Source organism: Colwellia sp. MB3u-55 (genome assembly GCF_014076785.1).
Classification (GTDB): domain Bacteria; phylum Pseudomonadota; class Gammaproteobacteria; order Enterobacterales; family Alteromonadaceae; genus Colwellia_A.
Genome location: NZ_JACGUS010000122.1, coordinates 74,514 through 94,650 on the forward strand (window position 1 = coordinate 74,514; position 20,137 = coordinate 94,650).

The following is a 20,137-nucleotide window of genomic DNA, read 5'->3' on the forward strand; positions in this document are numbered from 1 at the left end:
ATACTATAGATTTGCCATGAAAAAGTCAATAACTAGCCACTTTTATGACTAGTTATTGTTCATATTTCAATGCTACTTATTAGTAGAACTATTAAAACGTTTGATTAGATTTTGACTTGAAGCTGACAGCATTGACATTTCGCCACCATTGATTGCTGATAAAATACTGTTGCCTAATTGTTTGCCTAATTCAACACCCCATTGGTCAAAAGAATTTAACTGCCAAATAACACCTTGTACAAAAATTTTATGCTCGTAAAGTGCAAGTAATGCCCCTAAATTTTCGGGTGTCATTTCTTCAAGTAATAAGGTGTTACTGGGTGTATTACCTTTCATGGTTTTATGTGGCGCAAGTGTAGAAATTTCGTCAGGTGTTAAGCCTGCAGCGTCAAGTTCACCTTCAACTTCTGCTAAGGTTTTACCGCGCATTAACGCTTCACTTTGCGCAAAACAATTAGCTACTAATACTTGATGATGTTCAGGTAAATGGCTCGCGCCTTTTAAACATACAATAAAGTCGGTAGGAATAATGTCATCGCTTTGATGCATTAATTGCATAAAAGCATGCTGACCATTCGTCCCCTCTTGACCAAAAACAGTGGGGGCGGTTTGCCACGCTAACTTCTCGCCAGTATTAGACACCGACTTACCATTACTTTCCATATCTGTTTGTTGTAGATAACCGGGTAAAGCCCGCAAAGAATGGTCGTACGGTAAAATAGCAAGGCTTGAATACTGCAAAGCATTACGATTCCAAATACCAAGCAGTGCCATTAACACCGGCATATTCTGCTCAAAGGGAGCATTTTGAAAATGCTGGTCCATTTGATAAGCGCCCTGCTTCAACTTATTAAAATTTTCATTACCAATCACTAAAGCCAGCGGTAAACCAACAGCAGACCAAAGAGAAAAACGGCCACCCACCCAATCCCACATGGGTAGAATGTTTTTTTCTAAAACACCAAACTCAGTTGCTTTAACTATATTGGTGCTAACTGCAAACCACTGTTTTTCAATAATGTCAGTATCAGAAGAATATTTGAGCATCCAGTTTTTAACCGCTAATGCGTTAAGCAAAGTTTCTTGGGTGGTAAAGGTTTTAGAAATAACAACAACCAAGGTATTATTAACATTCAGCTTAGCGAATTTCTCTTCAACGGCAGCACCGTCAACATTGGCAATAACATGGGCATTCAAGCCAGTGGTATGAAAAGTATTTAATGCAGAAAGCGCTACTTTAATACCGTAATAAGAGCCACCAATACCAATAGCGATAATATCAGTAAACTTTTCACCAGAAGCTGAAAGTAACCTTCCCGAGCTAATATCATTAACGATGTCGGCCATGTGCTGCTCAGTGGCAATAACTTCGTCAGCTTGTGCACCTAATATTGCTTGTTTTTTTTCATCTGGGGCACGAAGAACGGTATGAAGCACGGCACGTTTTTCAGTGTTATTGATAACCTCACCACAGAACTGCGCGTTAATTTTTTCAGCTAAATCAGATTTTTCTGCTAAGTCAAAAAGCTGATTAAGTTCTGTTGCGTTAATGTTTTGTTTAGAGAAGTCGAGGTATAGACCGGCATTGCTAGTTGAGTATTGATCAACACGGCTTTGGTCAGTAGAGAATAATGAAATAATTGCCCGAGACTTAGCCGCTTTTGAAAGCGCTGATAAAGAAGATATATCCATATGTAGACTTTTCTTATAGTAAATTTAAAATAGGTGAAGGCTCGTCATGCTGATACCAACACCGTTATTCTGTAGGATAAACGTCATCCTCAACACATCACCGTCATCCTCAAAACAACACCGTCATCCTGAACTTGTTTCAGGATCTGTACTTGCAACAACAAAGACCAGATACTGAAATAAATTCAGCATGACGAAAGAAGTGCTAAACGATCACCGACTCTCTGATACCAACACCATCATCCTGCGGGATAACCGTCAACCTGATAACATCAACGCCATCCTGAACACTACTCCGTCATCCTGAACTTGTTTCAGGATCTGTACTTACAACAACAAAGACCAGATACTGAAATAAATTCAGCATGACGACGAAAATGCAAAAATGTTAAAGTACAAACTGCAAAAGTACAAAAGAGTACAAAAATAGTTGTTACTTCATCAAGTCGGTTAAATATGCTCTGAAATCATCAGCTAATTCTGGGTGGCGTAAACCGTATTCAACATTCGCTTTCATATAGCCTAGTTTAGAACCACAGTCATGTGATTTGCCTGTCATATGGAAAGCTTCAACCGTTTCTTTTTCCATTAACATCGCAATAGCGTCAGTTAATTGAATTTCATCACCAGCACCTGGAGGTGTTAACTTTAATAAATCCCAAATTTTCTCAGAAAGTACATAGCGACCAACAACAGCTAAGTTTGATGGCGCGTCTTCCATCGCTGGTTTTTCAACAATAGCCGTCATAGTTTTTGACTCACCAGGGGCAAGGTCAACACCACCACAATCAACCACACCATAACTACTGACTTGCTCCATTGGCACAGGTTCAACCATAATTTGGCTGTAGCCACCAACTTCGTTATAACGCGTTAACATCGCCGCTAAATTTTCGGTTTTCAAATCGGCCGTAGCATCATCTAAAATAACATCAGGAAGTACCACAACAAAAGGTTCGTTGCCAATAATAGGACGTGCCTTTAATACAGCATGACCTAAGCCTTTCGCTTCACCTTGACGAACATGCAGTATGGTAACGTCTTTCGGGCAAATCGCTTGAATCTCTTCAAGCAACTGACGCTTTACACGATTTTCTAAAGTAGTTTCAAGTTCAAAAGATTTATCAAAATGATTTTCAATGGCGTTTTTTGAAGAATGGGTAACTAGCACAATTTCTTTAATACCTGCCGCAACACATTCATTAACTATATATTGAATCATCGGCTTGTCTACAATTGGCAGCATTTCTTTGGGAATTGCTTTAGTTGCTGGCAACATACGAGTACCAAGACCCGCTACTGGAATTACCGCTTTTGTTATTTTATTTGTCATTTTCGTCCCTAAATTTTTATGATAGCTAATATTAAAGAGACTCTTATCAATTGTCACGGTCAAAAATAATTTTTTTTCTATTAAAATGCAAAAACGATATCAATTGATATCGTTTTATTGCTAATAAATTTGAATGTTTAGCACTTATTCGTATTGAGATGCAATCCAGTTTTGGTATGAACCATCCATAACACTTTGCCACCAAGACTCATTGTTTAAATACCACTGAACAGTTTTAGCAATGCCCGTATCAAAACTTTCTTTAGGTACATATCCTAATTCTTCATTCGTTTTAGTCGCATCAATAGCATAACGAAGATCATGTCCTGGACGGTCTTTTACGTAAGTAATCAAAGACTCAGTATTTTGCTCAATCGCAGCTCTAGCAGCAGGAAAGCGAGTAGCTAAATCAGAGTTTTTAACAAATTCTTGTTCAACTAATTTAGAAATAGTTTTAACAATATCAATATTGGCCCACTCATTATTACCGCCAATGTTGTAGTTTTCACCAATTCTGCCATTTTGAAGTACTAAATCGATCCCATAAGCATGATCTTCAACATATAACCAATCGCGTATTTGCTGTCCATCACCATAAATAGGTAAAGCTTTATCAAGAAGGATATTAGTAATAACCAATGGAATTAATTTCTCAGGGAAATGAAATGATCCATAGTTATTTGAACAATTACTGGTCGTAACATTTAAACCATATGTATGGTGATAAGCACGTACTAAATGGTCACTTGCGGCTTTACTCGCAGAATAAGGAGAATTAGGTGCATAAGCCGTATTTTCAGTAAAAGGTGCTTCAGTAGGCGTTAATGTGCCATAAACTTCATCGGTAGATACATGATGAAAACGATGACCTTCTAATATACTCTCACCGTCTAACCAAACTTTTTTAGCTGCTTTTAATAAGCTGTAAGTACCTAAAATATTAGTTTCTATAAACGCATCAGGACCTGTAATAGAACGATCAACATGTGACTCTGCGGCAAAGTGAACTAGAGTATCAATACTATGCTCAACTAATAACGTTTCAATTAACGCTTGGTCACAAATATTACCGTGCACAAAGGTAAAGTTACCTTCATCTTTCACACAGTCTAAATTGGCGATATTACCTGCGTAAGTTAATGCATCTAGTACGACGATTTTATCTGCTGAGTATTTATTCATCCAATAATGAACAAAATTAGCACCTATAAAACCTGCACCGCCTGTAACTAATAATTTTTTCATAATAATTCTCTAAAAATTTAATATATAAACTTAAGACTGATCAGCCTTTAAGGCTTTCATCATAGTTTGTAATTGAGTTTGCCAATGTACGAAAGAAAGTTCGGGTAAAGCGTTAACTAAACTAGATTTGTCTAAAACACTGTAATGTGGTCGTGCAGCAGGTGTTGGATACTGCGAAGTTGAAATGGGCTTAATCGGAATTTTTTTATCTAACAAACCTAAATCGAAACCAATCGATTGTATCGCCACAGCAAAATCAAACCAGCTAGCAACACCGGTGTCAGTATAATGATGAATACCTACTAATTTATTTTCCAGAGCATGAATACAAGCTTCAGCTAATCCCTTCGCATAGGTTGGCGATCCTATTTGGTCACTAATAATGCCAAGTTCAGGTTTAGTATTCATAAAGTTCAGCATAGTTTTCACAAAGTTATTACCATGCGTGGAATAGACCCAAGAGGTTCTAATAATAGCGCTATTACTAGGGTAGATATCAGTAATTAACTGCTCACCTTCTGCTTTACTAGCACCATAAACACCTAATGGATTAATTTCGTCATTCGGTAGATAAGGAGCGCCTTTATCACCATGGAAAACGAAATCTGTAGATATATGAACCAATGGCAGAGATAACAATTTACACGCTTGTGCTAAATGCCCTACCGCTTTCGCATTAAGTTCATATGCATTATCAATATCACTTTCTGCTTTATCTACAGCGGTATAAGCTGAAGCGTTAATAATAGCTTCAGCTTTATGAATTTTTAAAGTTTCACTAACCGATAAAAGCTCATTAAGGTTGATATCCTTTCGGCCTAAACAAACAATTTCATGCTTAACCGATGAAAGTTGGCTTAACTCCCAGGCTAATTGACCTGACTTACCTATAACAATTATTTTCATAACGTTTGATCTATCCGTTCTATAATACTGAAGTTATGAAAAAGAAGGTGCGTCTTTAAACAATAATCCGACTTCATCTTTTGCTGATAACGAAGGTAAAATTTCATCCACTAGTGTCCACTGAATATTTAATGCTGGGTCATTCCATAATAATGATACTTCATGCTCTGGAGCATAATAATCAGTACATTTATAAACAAACTCTGCTGATTCACTCCTCACGTAAAAACCATGAGCAAAACCTTCTGGCACCCAAAGCTGGCGTTTATTTTCACCTGAAAGAATAACACCTACGTGTTGTCCGTAAGTAGGAGATGACTTTCGCATATCAACCGCAACATCATAAACCTCACCAGAAGTAACGCGCACTAATTTACCCTGAGTATTTTTCAGTTGGTAGTGTAAACCACGAAGAATACCCTGTGATGATTTACTGTGGTTGTCTTGTACAAAAGTAACATCAGCTACATTGGCTTTGAACCAATCAACACGGAAAGTTTCTAAGAAAAAACCGCGTTCATCACCAAATACTTTTGGTTCAATAATTTTTACATCTGGGATGCTTGTTTCAATAATATTCACTAAAACTCCATAAAATAATAAAATCAACTCACAAGCAATAAAAAGCAACTGTTTAATTACTCTGAGGATATACGGTAAAACACTTAAAACACCAATGCTATATCTTCCTGAATTTATTTATCAGAAGAGCTATTTAACAAAAGATCGAAAAAATGACGATGTCTATAATAAATTGTAAAACGGCCTTGAATTCGAATACTGATTAAAAATATCAATTAAAATTGGTCGTTACAGAAAATCCACTGTAATTTTGAAGTACAAGTTAAAAATGGCGGTATCAATTCTGACTATATTCTAAATATTGTTTTATTTTTAAATAAGCGACCCAAACTTTTCTTACGTTTGGATGGATAAGGACACTTTAAGTCATCTGTATAAAGGTATATCTTGCTTTTTCCAGCATAATTATTAATAGTTGGTAGCAAGTTTTTCATACTGTAATCCAAATAAATATATATGCAAGGATTACTGAGAGAGGACCATTTAATCAAACTTAAATTCTTCAAGTCAAAACCCGTATTACTTCCAATATTTAGAAATCCATTAAAATAATATGAATCTGAAATATTTATAAATAAGTCATTACTTATTTTATTGTTAGGTAATTCAGCAAAGAATCCTGTCTTTTCTAGACATATTCTAGCAAAGCGTTTACCCGCGAACAAAGACAACTTAAGATTTGAAAGCGTCCTTTGTTTGACCCCTTGTTTTTTTCCTCTTTCAAACTCAGCAATGAAATCTGAATCTAAATATTTTTCTCCCAAGTAATGGTATAAATGGCAATCATCTGTTTTCAAACCAAGCAAAGATGCAACTTGCCTTAAACTAATATTTGCATTTTCGATCGGACCCAATTTTTTATACTCATATTTAGCCAATACGCCCAAAACCAATTCTCTAGTTAAAAAAACAAATGAACCTCTAAAAACTGGAAAGTTTTTCGCTGGTTCGAACCCCTTACTTAATAACTCTACATATTCATTGGTATACTTTTTGTCATAGTTATCCACGGTTCTTCTTGGCTGAGAATTACCAATAGCAACATACCCATCGCTAGCTAAAGACATTAATCTATCCACAAAACTAATATCTTTAATAAGAGTATCATCATGCATAAATAAGACATATTCAAAATCACTACTTAATGGATCTAATGTTCTTGCAAATTGACAGAACGCCCCCCAATCCCATCCTTCATTATTTTCTATTCGAAGCTCAAACCCTTGACATTCAATAAGCGCCATTATTTCTAGTGGTATGTCAGACGCAACTTTATGGGATATGATAGAAACACTTACTTCTTCATATGTCTTATTAATATCACTTATTTTACTATAAAACTCACGCCCGTAATAATAACCTGCAATAACTATTTTAATCCGCATCTTTCAACCCTTTAACTACCATCAATATGTTTACAAAAAAATATATATACATTACTAAAACGAACCCATTAACAAACTGTAAAATATCTATTTCCGCGATATAAGTAATTCCACATAGAAGCGCAAGTAGTGCAAACCTGAGTGTATTCAATAATTGAAAATAATTATGTTTTTCCAATACTGTCAATACATGTACTAAGTGGGAACCTGACAAATAACAAGGTAATAGCAACATCAGTACTTTTGCAATAGAAAAAGCCATAATCCATTCATCATCAAAAAATAGACTGAAAATGCCAGCGCCCCAGAATACAAAAACAAAGTAAAGAAATAAAGAAAGGAAAAACCCTATGCCTCCCACCTTAACGGTAAGGACAGATAATTTATTTAATTCATTCCTTAAGGAGCTAATTTCGATCCAAAAAACCTGCGACACTGATGATGTCACTACCGCCAAGGGTAACATTATCAAAGCGTAAGCAAGTCCCCAGTAACCAACGTATTCTTGGCCAAAATGGTAACTTATAAAAGCAATAGGGATCAGAGAGCTTAGACCCAACAATACCTGTGCAGGTACTCGCTGCACAATGAGTTTTCTATTTGAGGTAACAAAACGTTTAGCATCTACTAACAAGAATTTATTCAGCCTGACACGTTTTATGTGACCTGCTAAGAGAAATGGAAAAGATAAAGAATTTTGAACTATGTGAAACAATAATAGCAAAGTAACACCACCACCTAACTGGGCACATATTACTTTCCCCCCAGCCCCCAGCATAGTCTGAAGTACAGTTAATATATTCACCTTCTTATAAAGGCCTTGCTTCAGGGCCATTAAACAAGATGTTTGGTATAGTGCTAAAAATGCAGCGCCCAAAACAGGTAATGAACTTAAGTCTTCTGAAAATGCAGTAACTAAAACTAAAGGTATTGTTAAACAAATTATTACTGTTGCAATTAAACTAAAAAAATAGTCACGGTCAGCATCCATTTGTTGAGGTAACAACACACATAACCTTAATGTTAATAAAGGTGATAAAAAGGTCATATATGCAATGAGAGATGCCAACGCCCCAAAAGTACTAGGCCCAACTAAACCTGCAACAACAGGAGTGCTGGCAATAACAATCACTCTAGACGCTACACTACTAAAAAATACAGAGAACGCTTTCTTAAACATCGAATATGTTCAGCTTACTAATCATTAAATCACCATAAGCTGTTTTTATAATTTTCACGAAAAAGTCTTTTCATCTAATAATCGTAACAAATACTCACCGTAACCACTTTTACGTAATGGTTTTGCTATCTCGCGAAGTTTATCAGATGATAGCCAACCGTTGTGAAATGCCACTTCTTCAGGGCAATTAACTTTTAAGCCTTGGCGTTTTTCAATAGTAGCAATAAAGTTCGCTGCAGCAAGTAAATCATCATGAGTACCTGTGTCAAGCCATGCTGTACCACGTCCCATAATTTCAACTTTTAATTCACCAGCTTTTAAGTACTGTTCAATAACATCAGTTATTTCTAATTCTCCACGAGCAGAAGGCTGAACATTCTTCGCAAATTCAACCACACGATCATCAAAGAAATACAAACCAGGAACTGCGTAATTAGACTTAGGCACTTCTGGTTTTTCTTCTATAGATACTGCTTTACCTGAGGCGTCAAATTCAACTACACCGTAAGAGCGTGGGTTTGAGACATGATAACCGAACACAGTTCCGCCACGCAGTTGAGCATTAGCATTCTGTAAAGATTTAGTTAAATCATGTCCGTAAAACATATTGTCGCCAAGCACTAATGCTGCGGCTGCACCGTCAAGAAACTCTTCCGCTAAGGTAAAAGCCTGGGCTAGACCATCTGGGCTAGGTTGCGTTTGATAGGAGATTGAAACACCAAAGTTTTCACCATTACCTAATAACTCTTCAAAACGATGAATTTCTTCGGGTGTAGAAATAACAAGTATCTCTCTGATACCTGCCTGCATTAACGTAGATAGCGGATAATAAACCATAGGTTTATCATAAACAGGCATTAATTGCTTACTAACCACTTTTGTTAATGGGTAAAGGCGAGTTCCACTACCACCGGCTAATATAATTCCTTTTCTCATAATTTCCTCTTTTATTTAAATAAACTAAAATACTGATCTTTTACTATTTTCCAAGTATAACGACGTTCTGCAATTTCTTGCATAATACACCCATTATTTAAAGACCCTAAATTCCCAATCAGTTCAACTAATTCCTCAGTATTACTGAAATAATCTGCCTTCCCCTCAGTCGAAGCTTTATTATAAGTGCAATAAAATGCAACGATATTTTTAGTAAAGTGCATCATCTCAACTAAAGAAGGGTTAGTCCCCCCTGCTGAATGGCCATGTACATAAAAGCTACATTTTTGTCGAATATCAAAAAGAACATTAATATCGTAAATAGGATCGACTATAATAATATTCTTAAATTGTTGATACTTGGCTTTCATTGAACGACCGAAATCGCTATTGTCCCAATTACCAATAAACTTTAGTGGTTTACTTGTTAGACTAAACGCTTCTAGTATTAGCTCAACATTATTTTCAGGTTCAATTCTGCATAATGCTAATGCGTAACCTTCATCAGAGGTACTTAAATTATTTACAACCGCATGATCACCGCCATAAGCGATAACTTCTGATTGTACGTTGTACTCATTCTTGACGTAATCAGCAATAGCAGCGTTATCTGCAACAACAACATCTGAATATGTAACAGCTAATTTCTCAGAGAACTTTAAAAACTTTTTTATCAAGAAATTCCACTTTTCTCTTTGCCACTCTAGGCCATCGATATTTGTGATAATACGAACGTTAGAAAATATCCGAATAAATGGCAGGCAAATGGCACCGGAAACACCTAACAACAAGATATTATCTGAACCTTTCCATACAGAATGACATAAAGACCAAATATCATATGGAATACTTTGTACCCCATTAGCATGTAATAAGATGTAATGAAGATTGGCATTTTTATACTTCGAGACTTGTTCCGTATAACTTTTTGACGAACAATAAACAGTTATATCTTTATCCTGTTCATTAACATCTAACAAATTATCAACTAGGGTTTCAAAGCCACCATAGCAGGCTGGAACACCTACGGTACCAATAATTGAAATACTCACAGGCTAACACCCCGCTCGCTTGGTGATTGTTAACTCATAAAAATTCACTAATTTTTTGTAATAAGCTTCTTTAGAAAATCTTTCAACAGCATCCTTTCTTGCCTCACTTGAGAAACTAGCGAAGTGACTATCAATTTTATCTATGGCATCTTTTAATCCCTGCACACTTCCTGGTTCAAAAACATAGCCATCAACACCATCTCTTATCAACTCAGGAATCCCTCCAATATTAGCGCCAATGACAGGTCGGCTTAATGCTTTAGCTTCCAAGACATTCATGGGGCAATTTTCATACCATTCTGAAGGCACAATCACACATTTAGCATGTGCAATAATATCAATTAATTCTTCCCCGTTTTTAAAACCATCATAAGAAATATTATCTATTGAACTGATCAATTCCTCAACATGAGGCAAGTATACTCCAGCACCTACAATTACTAATTTATGATTACTATTTTTAAATGCATTAATTAGCGTATCCATACCTTTGAGTTTCTCAATTCGACCAAAATATAAATAATAATCATCATGTGACTCTGTAGTTCTGTACTTGTCTGTATCTACAAAGTTATGAAGTACATGCAACTTACTTTTAGGAATACCAACTTTTTCCATAATAGTACTATGAAACTCACTTACTGATAAGAACAAATCGATATGCCGAATATCCCCCATACTTCTAGAAAAAGATGACTCCAATGCCATAATAACTGACTGTACTACTGAATCATTTTTACATTTTTTAATTACACAAGGTAGTCTATTACCCCCAATACAAGCATCACAAACATCTCCTTTATGTTCCATGGTATATATAGGACATGCTAGTTTATATTCATGTAAAGATTGAATTATAGGGATGCCCTTAGCACTAAGGGCATGCAATATAGAGGTAGTTAATTTACCGTAATAGATGTGAAGATGCGCTACATTAAATTCTGATTTTTGATTTTCAATCAACTTTATTAATTGTTTTTTTGCTTCAAAATTATAAAAAAAAGAAAGTAATGAACTTGGAGTTATATTATTAAAATCTATTGAAGTAGGAAAAAAAGGCTGATACTTAGAAGCCATATTATTTTCATTTGCAGCACAGTAGGGAATAACCTCATGGCCATTAGCCTCGAGAAGTAAACCTGTTTCTATTAATACACGATCTGAGCCGCCTGCAACAAAAAGATTATGTCCGATATTTAGAATTTTCATTTTTAAAAAATAAACCACACGAAAAATAAAGAAAAGAAGTAATGAGAAAATTATTAATTAAATTCTCACTGAACATGTAAATACATAAAGTTAAAAAAAGAGCAGCTAAAAATTTATCATGCCCTCTTAACTTAATAAATATAACGGCATTTAATAAAGTAAAAGATAAAAAATTAAATATTCCTAATTCAAAGAAAACTCTTAGCCAGTCATTATGAGGCACTAAAGACATCGATGTTAATGCAACGGATGCCCCCATACCCCAACCAAAAATCAAGTTACTGTAATCATCCATTAAAATGGCTAATATTTCACCCCAATGCTTTAATCTAAAAAACATTGAAACATCATCACTACCATCTTGCATAGCAACGATTTCACCGAACTTGACATGTTTCAAATCCGACAATGAATAAAGCTCAAAAAAGCTAATGAGGCCATTTATTGCAATACTAACTCGCTTAAAAATTTCTAAATCCAAATAAAAAAACATTAAAAAAACGAAAAATAACAAAGCTAATACTTTGAAAGCAGCAGACAATGACCATTTAAACATTGTAAAAGAAAAGGCAACAATAAAAGCAAGTAATGCACCTAATGTTCCATAAAAAATTGTCACAATAAGTGTAGCTAAAACACCATTCTTAATAGTTTTTGTAAAGGTACTCAAAACAAAAATACAAACAAATGTGTATGCGATTGCATTATTCCTATTACTAAAGAATAGAACAGGGTTAGTAGCCTCGTGCTTGATTAGCGTATCGTACATATATACACAAAAGCACATTAGTGGAAAAAAAAGCATAGGTACAAAAAAAAGTTTATGATCAATTTTTTTATATCTATTCAATCCATATTTAGCAATAAAAAACACAAGAAATATAAATATAAACTTAATGAAATCTGACAATAAAAAATAAGGGCTTAACAATACATGTAAGGTTGAACCAATGAAGAGAAGACCTACTATTAATAAATCTGTTTTAGATTTATTAATGTACCGTAGTTTCTTACAATTAAAAAGAAGCAAGTAAGCCAATAAAAAAACAGGAAAAAAAGAAATGACTTTACTAACGCTATCATTCCCCAAGCCCCATGCCAATAGTAAAATCACTATATAAAAAGTGTTGAATATTAAAACTGATTTAAAAAGTGATATATTCATTTTGATAATGAACGCATTTTTTCATTTAAAAATTTAAGACAAGGGTAGATAGCTTTAGAAAAAAGTACATTTTTATCACGCAAAAGACTATATGTAAAATATACAAGAAAAGTAACATTATTCAATACAGTAACAACACTAGTTTTTCTACATTTTTCAATGTGTGTTTCATATTTGAAAGTACCAGATTCGATCGAATACATCTTGATGGTTTTTTCGACAACACTATCACTTGGTTTGTCCAAATCTAAGGGAGATAGAGTTTCATCGCTACTTGTTATTGAAGTACGACCAGAGAAGTTGTTACTTACTAATTCACTAAAGTTAGAATCATTTATGTTGACTAATCTAGAGCTATTATTAGCCGGCGTAAAAGTAACTTTATTTAAGAAAAGAGATTCGACCGCGCCTCTACCTGTACCAATGACTATATCAACTGCGTTAATATAGTTGGAAGCGCTATTAGTATATTTACTTTCAGTTAACCAAAGCACATTGGTTTCGATAGTATTATACAACTCAGAAAAAACGTAACTATCATCTATTGAGCCAATACAAATCAATGTACACTTATCACCCAAATTCAATATTGAATTTTTAAGTTCATTAGCTAATAAAAATTTATTTTTGTATTCATTGCCTATTCTTGCAATACATAATATTTTTAATCCAATTAACTCTTCAAAAACTTGAACTTTATCTTGAGAAGCTAGTAACTTCTCCCGGCTCACTCTATTTGGTATCAAAGATACTAATGACGTTGGGGATTTTTTTTTGAAAAAATCATAATTTTCTTTTGAAAAACAAATCAAGTTATCAGTCTTAGGATAATAAAGTGAAGGGTTTGGACCACCACATTTAACAAGAGTTATCGTGATATTATTAGATTTTTTTGAAAGTAACATTCTGATTAAACTGTATGAGTAAACATCAAAGCAAAAAACATTAATTGACTCACGATTCAGTAATGTACTTTTTAATTCGCGCAATGCCCATATACACTTAAAAAAAGAAAAGTTAATAAATTTATATGATTTCAAGTTAGATAGTATTGGACTTTTATTGTATCCAATTTCCAGTATATCAGCGCCGTTAAAGACTTCCATATCTAAAAGAGAAAGCATACTAAAATAATGCCCACCCACACCTTTATTAAAGGTAAAGGTACATAATAGATTTTCATTACGTTTATTTAACAAGTTTATTCCTTCGTATTACTAATATATAACCACTCTTATAGCATTAAATATTTTCCATTATTAAGCTAATAGGAGTTACAAATTGAACTTTCGTAAAAAATCATAAAATAAAAGCTTAACGAAGCGTAACTAATTAACATAATAATTAGTTTTACAAATATATTCTCAGAGACAAAACAATAGGTCTGACAAAAACACGTCTTAAATCGGGAAAAAATTCAGCGCCATTGCAATGCTCTGTATGAAATTTAAAATACCCATCTCATTATTTTAAATAATTTATGACCGAACAACTTTAAATATCAAATATTTACACCATTAGCATTGATATAATCTGATAAACAATGAAGTTTGCAGTTTCTATCCAAGTATTTAGCTTCAGTTTCCAAATCCACCCCAAAAACACGGTTCGATTGTTGTTGAATTTCGGCAATTAATTTGGCTACATCGCTAGAGGAAGCATCACCGGAATGGTTAACAATAAAGTTTCCGTGTTCTGGTGCTATTCGGGCACCTCCTATAAATTTTCCTTTCAACCCCAGTTTTTCAATAATAAGTCCCGGTGGACCCACTTTTTCGTAAGCAATAGCATTACTTTTAAACACAGAACCACAACTAGGCAGCCTTAAGGGAAATTTTTTACGGCGTGTTCTAAGAATATTTAGCATTTCTGTTTTAACTAGCTTGGAATCATTCATACCTAACTTTAAATTAACATAGACAATCCAGTCATCTCTTTCCTGAAATGTTGACTGCCGGTATGAAAATTTACAATCGATATTGTTTAAATTTTTTATATTGCCTAAAGAGTCTATAACGGTAACAGATTCGACATTAGTACCAATGGCTTTCCTTAAACTACCACCATTCATATAGACTAAGCCACCGATAGTACCTGGGACACCTACGATATGTTCTATACCTGAAAGCCCATTGCAACCGACTTTATATGCTAGCCAAGGAACAGATGCCCCCCCCCAGACATTGACAGCTTCATTATCGATGTAACAATCTGTGAGGAATCGACTTAAGCATACAAAGACCCCATTTATATCTGATGAGGTAAACAAAATATTAGATGTTTTACCAACTAATAAATGATTTATTTTTAGCCTTGAAAGGTTTTTTCTCAAAAAAACTAGAGATTCAATACTGTTAGGATAAAAAATGGCTGTTATATTCCCACCGATTTTCCAATACGAAAAATCTTTTAAACTAACATCACTTTCTACATCGCCATATGATGAATCAATAAAAGTGCTAACAATCCATTTAATATCTTTAGATAACACGAATGTTTCCACCTAGCATTTCAAACTTAGTTACAAAGTTATCGTAGCCTCTTTCTATCTGCCAAGCATTTGAGATAGTTGTTTCACCTGCTTCAGGGCAAAGAGCTAACAATGCTAGAGAAATTCCAGCTCTTAAATCGGTTGCAATAACATTAGCAGCATTTATTACTCCTTTCCCTTTACCTGTTATTTTGAGCATATTCCCAATAATTTCTGTTTGAACACCCATTTTTTCAAATTGCTCTGCGTATGCATAACGACCGATAAATCGAAGGTCTACAATATTACTGATCCCTTGTGCACAGGAGGCGTATGCGGCTAAAATTGGTTGCATATCAGAATTAATCCCAGGATATGGTCCTGTACTAATATCTAAAGGAAAAGGCGTTGAACCAGTTATAATTGCAGTTGTTCCATGTTTAAATATAACGCAGCCAGATTCTCGCAAATAGATTAAGGGAACTTCTAAATGTTCAAAAGGAAAGTTATTAATCTTAATTGTGCCACCCGTTATTGATGCCCCTACAGCCCAAGTTAAAGCTTCCATGTTATCAGGCATCACTTCATAATTTGTACCGCTCAGTTTTTTAACACCATGCACTTCAATTCGTTCCTGACCAAAAACTTTAATCTTCGCCCCCATCGAATTTAACATAGCTATTAGATCTAGAACTTCAGGACGAATATGAGGGTTCCAGATATTGGTGACACCTTCAGCTAGACTTGAGGCTAAAATTGCATTTTCTGTAGCGCCAGTGGAACGCATAGACAAGTGAATTTCAGCACCTTTTAAACGCCCTTCACAACTTGCATATAAACGTTCATCATCACCCCAAACTTTAGCGCCTAACGACTCCAAAACATAGACATGAATATCATATTTTCTTTCCCCTAATTTACAGCCACCAGGTAACGGGACACTTGCATGACCATTTCGAGTTAATATACTGCCGAGCATTAGAAGGGTACTTCTGATTGAACGATCGTTCCATGTTAAATCAGATTGCAAGCCTTTGTTTTTTTTAATATGAAGAGTACTACCGTTTACAGTACAAACTTTACCTAATTTAATAAGCATTTGTCGATGAATTTCTGCATCTGATAGACTCGCAGGATAATTCCGAAGAATAACATCATCATCAGTTAACAAAGATGCAGATAAAAGCTTTAAAACAGAATTTTTTGCGCCTGAAACTGAAACCTCACCATTTAAAACACTTGGTTTTATTACAAATTTTTTATTAGTCATAAAGTTCACATATAATTAATAAATACTAATTTAAAAGTAAGTTTTAATTAGTATTTATTTGAAAGTTTAAAGGTATATAAGGGGCATCGCTTTATTAATACCTTCTTGGATTGTATATTTTTGTATATTTTTGTATATAATTTAATACATTTTGTGCATTAGGAATATTGGCCTGTGAATACCGAGCATCGCCAACTCTGAAGCTTCTATAAGTTTGCACTGTGTTGTGCACATTTTTTTTAGTAAGTGCTGATTTACAGAACTATAAAAAGTGTTTAATGTCGCTCTATCGCCTATAGCAATATTATAAACTTAATCTTTTACTTCTTATGATGGTCTAGTTACCAGAATATTGATTTGAACAGTATTTTCAATAAATCCTGCTTTCTGCCAATAGGTTTACCTATTTTACTTTTTTAACTTTGTTATTTTACGAATTACTAGTACATAACAAGCAAAGATAAATATAAAGCCTGTTAGCATAATCAAATCTTGTACGGCAAAATATTCACCCACCAAACCAATTATTGACATTACTACTGCAGATATAGAGATAATAACCAAAGTTTGACGTGAGCTATATCCAACACGTTGAAGTATATGATGAAGGTGATCTCTATCTGGCTTGAAAGGTGATTTACCATTTTTATAACGTCGTACAACTATTGCTAACATATCCATTAATGGAATAGCACAAATCCATAGCGCAGTTACAGGTCTAAATGAAGCGTTTTCATTTTGAGTCCCCATCGTAAGCAACCAAATAACGCTTAAACCAATAAACATGCTGCCCGCGTCACCCATGAATATTTTTTTTGCCTTGGACGCTAAACCCAAATTAAAAATTAAATAGGGAATAGTCGCTGTAGCGAGTATTAACGGGTAACTCACGTAATCGTTTTGTCCACTCATAATAAATAATATAGCGATAGCAGTGAAAGTATTAATGCTTAAGCTGCCGATCAACCCATCAATACCGTCAACCATATTAAAAGCATTGATAACAACAATAATACCGACATAGGTAAATATAATACCTACAGGGCCTAGTGTTACGTCACCTAAACCAAACAAGTTACCTAAGTTTGAAATATAACCGCCTACACCATAAATCATTAGACTAGCGACAATAAGCTGTCCAATAATTCTAATACGTACTTTCAAGTCAAATTTATCGTCTACCGCACCGATGAAAACCATCATTGCTGAGGCAATGAGGTACATACGAAGTTCTAAAGTATTAGGAAGCCACAAAAGACTAGCCATAAGTACCGCTATAAAGATTGAAATTCCGCCAATAAGCGGAATATGTCCGGCATGCAGCTTTCGTTCGCTAGGTTTGTCAACTAGGCCAACTTCTATTGCTACAGGTTTAAAGAACTTAATTGCGATAAAGGCACAACAAAAAGCGGTAAATGCAGAGATAAATACTTCCATCATAATTTCATATTAGCTTATGCTAAATTTTTGTCCTTTGGTTTGGTCGATTTATTGTTCTTAGTAAAGTATCTGATCAATACAACAATTATCGACAATATAATACCTAGTATTGTACCTAGCACTACAATTAATGCGCGCTTAGGGCCCGACTTTTTTTCTGGTACTTGAGCTGGGTCAATCGTTTTCAAGACATATTCTGCTGAAACCTTAGTTAACATCATATTTTTTGTTTGCTCTTCAATCAATTGATAAAAAACAGTTTCCATCGCACTAACTTCTGTTTTCTCAAGTTGTTTCGTTAGATAATCAATAGAAGATTGAGCTTCTTTTTCATCTTTTTCACGCATAAAGTTATTAACGTCGCTAACTAACCAAATTAACCATTGTTTTGCTACTTCAGGTGAGTAGAACCCAACATCTATGGTTACTAGCGATGTCGATTTATCTTGTGTAATTGAAAGTAACTTTAAAAGTTCTTGGTAGGCTTCCCAAGAAGACGGTTCAGACTTTTTAGGGTATGAAACTTCTCTTAACCATTTTTTATTAATTACATCATATACTTTATCGTTCAAAATAAGCGTATTTTCTACCCTATTCCAACTCTCACTTGCCATTAATGGCACTAACAAATTATGTTTAATAATAAAGTTTTCAAGAAAAGCACGTGATTTTATAATTTCTAGGGCTAAAGCCGTTTTATCAGCTCCACCGCCACCTAAGCTAATGCCCGCAAGACTAGCTAACCCACCAAATTGTCCGGCAAGGGCACCCATTCCACCGGCAGAATCTGAAGAGGCTGGCGATAATAAAATTGAAGCTTTATATACATCAGGTTTTGATAAAGCAAAAGTTATAGATAAAACAGCAAATATAAATGAAATAACGATAATAAAGAGTTTATCAGACCATATAGCTCGCCATAATTCTACTAAGTCAATTTCGTCGTCTGAATTTTTCTTTTCGGCAACTTGTTGAGATATTTGCTGAGAAAGCAAAAGCGCTTCTTGAGAAAATGGTGTAGTGGATTGCTGAGTACTATTATGATCCGATTGATTCGGTTGATTCTGATTAGGCACTTGCGGATTTTCCATACTTAACTATTTGAATAACAATATGACACTTTCTATTAAAGCATGTGGATTATACTGTATTAAATTTAGTTATGTAAAGGTCAGCAAACAGATTCTTGTAATAAAACTTTTACTTTACTTTTATTACTATTAATAATAATTGATAATTAATTACATGCAATTTTGTCGTTTAACTTAAATATTATAAAATAACAGGTTATTTGCTTTTTATTTATTAATGCTTTTGAGTTTCTAAACTCAGCTCATATGCACAATTAAACCTAATTACCTGAATTAATGTAGGTAATATAGGATAACGTATTCAAAGTAATAGTTAACTGTGCTGTTTATCTTTAGCTCTTGTAATTAAATAACTTTTCCACTAGTTTCTAAATTTCAGGGCAGTCATTATTAATAAGAAACTGTTTATCTTTTTTACCCCATTGTCTAATCTTATTTGGTATTTTCTGCCTTCTTCTTCCGTTTTAGATTTCTGTTGGTGTACGGGTTGATGCAGGTAAACTGAGGTTTTCCTCGCCTACGGTTAAGATTATGGAAGTTTGCTGCAAGCATTTTGAGATATAATCATGTACCACTAAGCCATTGACCTTATCGGTTTCAACAAGACTATAGAGAACAGCACTCGCATGAGCACCATTGCAGGTATTTGAAAACAGCCATGCCTTGTGCCCAATAACAAATGACTTTACTGCGCGTTCGGCTCGATTATTATCAATAGATAACCTGCCAACTTCAAGGTAACACTGGAATTTATCAAACAGATTTAGGCTGTAATTTATTGCATCCCCAAGTTTACTTTTGGGTAGGATATTATATTTGTGTTTTATTAGCCAGTGATAGAGTTCTTTTACGACTGGCTTAGCGTTTGATTGCAGGGTGTTGAACTTTTCTATTGGCTTTTTTTTGATACGTTGTTCAATACCATAAAGCTTAGCGATTAAGTTCAAGACCACATCGACTTTTCCTGTACTTTTTTGGCTTGTATCTTTTTTGCATCAGCAAACTCACAACGAATATGCAAAAGACAGGCAACTAGTTTAGCCTCTGTTAGTCCATAAGCTTTATACCCATCAACATGCAAGCAACCTTGGTAGCCATCAAGAAAGTCAATCGCACATTGTGCACGCGACTTTAGTGATAATTGTATAAACAATATTTTTTTTCGCTTGGACTATCACTGC

18 protein-coding genes are annotated in these 20,137 nt (G+C 34.5%); all 18 read right to left on the reverse strand.

Annotation, left to right across the window (positions count from 1 at the left end; translation table 11 throughout):
- Positions 1–72: 72 nt before the first annotated feature.
- The 18 genes from pgi to H4J66_RS20015 all read right to left on the reverse strand — a co-directional run bounded on the left by pgi (position 73) and on the right by H4J66_RS20015 (position 20,109).
- Complete coding sequence (pgi, locus tag H4J66_RS16540) at positions 73–1,692, reverse strand: glucose-6-phosphate isomerase (protein WP_182176066.1); 1,620 nt, start codon at positions 1,690–1,692, stop codon at positions 73–75.
- A gap of 433 nt (positions 1,693–2,125) precedes the next feature.
- Positions 2,126–3,025 (reverse strand): UTP--glucose-1-phosphate uridylyltransferase GalU, encoded by a 900-nt coding sequence (gene galU / locus H4J66_RS16545; protein ID WP_182176067.1) that lies wholly within the window; start codon positions 3,023–3,025, stop codon positions 2,126–2,128.
- Positions 3,026–3,169: 144 nt separating this feature from the next.
- The gene (rfbB, locus tag H4J66_RS16550) at positions 3,170–4,270 is read right to left on the reverse strand and encodes a dTDP-glucose 4,6-dehydratase (protein WP_182176068.1); all 1,101 of its coding nucleotides are present in this window, start codon (positions 4,268–4,270) and stop codon (positions 3,170–3,172) included.
- Positions 4,271–4,300: 30 nt separating this feature from the next.
- On the reverse strand, positions 4,301–5,176 hold the full coding sequence (gene rfbD, locus H4J66_RS16555; protein WP_182176069.1) for a dTDP-4-dehydrorhamnose reductase: 876 nt from the start codon (positions 5,174–5,176) through the stop codon (positions 4,301–4,303).
- A 33-nt stretch (positions 5,177–5,209) separates the two neighbouring features.
- The gene (gene rfbC / locus H4J66_RS16560) at positions 5,210–5,758 is read right to left on the reverse strand and encodes a dTDP-4-dehydrorhamnose 3,5-epimerase (RefSeq protein WP_182176070.1); all 549 of its coding nucleotides are present in this window, start codon (positions 5,756–5,758) and stop codon (positions 5,210–5,212) included.
- A gap of 287 nt (positions 5,759–6,045) precedes the next feature.
- Positions 6,046–7,143, reverse strand: a complete 1,098-nt coding sequence (locus H4J66_RS16565) for a hypothetical protein (protein ID WP_182176071.1) — start codon at positions 7,141–7,143, stop codon at positions 6,046–6,048.
- Entirely contained in the window at positions 7,133–8,323 is a 1,191-nt protein-coding gene (locus H4J66_RS16570) for a lipopolysaccharide biosynthesis protein (RefSeq protein ID WP_182176072.1), read from the reverse strand. Before H4J66_RS16570 ends, H4J66_RS16565 begins: the two co-directional genes overlap by 11 nt.
- Positions 8,324–8,377: 54 nt before the next feature.
- The gene (gene rfbA / locus H4J66_RS16575) at positions 8,378–9,259 is read right to left on the reverse strand and encodes a glucose-1-phosphate thymidylyltransferase RfbA (protein ID WP_182176073.1); all 882 of its coding nucleotides are present in this window, start codon (positions 9,257–9,259) and stop codon (positions 8,378–8,380) included.
- 11 nt (positions 9,260–9,270) lie between these two features.
- Positions 9,271–10,311, reverse strand: coding sequence for a DUF1972 domain-containing protein (locus H4J66_RS16580; RefSeq protein ID WP_182176074.1), 1,041 nt, complete (start codon positions 10,309–10,311; stop codon positions 9,271–9,273).
- A gap of 3 nt (positions 10,312–10,314) precedes the next feature.
- Complete coding sequence (locus H4J66_RS16585) at positions 10,315–11,520, reverse strand: glycosyltransferase family 4 protein (RefSeq protein ID WP_182176075.1); 1,206 nt, start codon at positions 11,518–11,520, stop codon at positions 10,315–10,317.
- Complete coding sequence (locus tag H4J66_RS16590; RefSeq protein WP_182176076.1) at positions 11,495–12,685, reverse strand: hypothetical protein; 1,191 nt, start codon at positions 12,683–12,685, stop codon at positions 11,495–11,497. Before H4J66_RS16590 ends, H4J66_RS16585 begins: the two co-directional genes overlap by 26 nt.
- Positions 12,682–13,884 (reverse strand): hypothetical protein, encoded by a 1,203-nt coding sequence (locus H4J66_RS16595; protein ID WP_182176077.1) that lies wholly within the window; start codon positions 13,882–13,884, stop codon positions 12,682–12,684. The genes H4J66_RS16590 and H4J66_RS16595 overlap by 4 nt, the downstream gene beginning before the upstream one ends.
- Positions 13,885–14,186: 302 nt before the next feature.
- On the reverse strand, positions 14,187–15,176 hold the full coding sequence (gene murB, locus H4J66_RS16600) for a UDP-N-acetylmuramate dehydrogenase (protein ID WP_182176078.1): 990 nt from the start codon (positions 15,174–15,176) through the stop codon (positions 14,187–14,189).
- Positions 15,166–16,425, reverse strand: coding sequence for a UDP-N-acetylglucosamine 1-carboxyvinyltransferase (locus H4J66_RS16605; protein ID WP_182176079.1), 1,260 nt, complete (start codon positions 16,423–16,425; stop codon positions 15,166–15,168). Before H4J66_RS16605 ends, murB begins: the two co-directional genes overlap by 11 nt.
- Before the next feature lie 408 nt (positions 16,426–16,833).
- Entirely contained in the window at positions 16,834–17,865 is a 1,032-nt protein-coding gene (wecA, locus tag H4J66_RS16610) for a UDP-N-acetylglucosamine--undecaprenyl-phosphate N-acetylglucosaminephosphotransferase (protein WP_259369159.1), read from the reverse strand.
- 14 nt (positions 17,866–17,879) lie between these two features.
- Positions 17,880–18,956 carry a Wzz/FepE/Etk N-terminal domain-containing protein gene (locus tag H4J66_RS16615; RefSeq protein WP_182176080.1) on the reverse strand — a complete coding sequence of 359 codons (1,077 nt, stop codon included), beginning with the start codon at positions 18,954–18,956 and terminating at the stop codon, positions 17,880–17,882.
- Positions 18,957–19,420: 464 nt separating this feature from the next.
- Positions 19,421–19,909 (reverse strand): transposase, encoded by a 489-nt coding sequence (locus H4J66_RS20010; protein WP_220463334.1) that lies wholly within the window; start codon positions 19,907–19,909, stop codon positions 19,421–19,423.
- On the reverse strand, positions 19,900–20,109 hold the full coding sequence (locus H4J66_RS20015) for a transposase (protein ID WP_220463335.1): 210 nt from the start codon (positions 20,107–20,109) through the stop codon (positions 19,900–19,902). The genes H4J66_RS20010 and H4J66_RS20015 overlap by 10 nt, the downstream gene beginning before the upstream one ends.
- Positions 20,110–20,137: the final 28 nt, after the last annotated feature.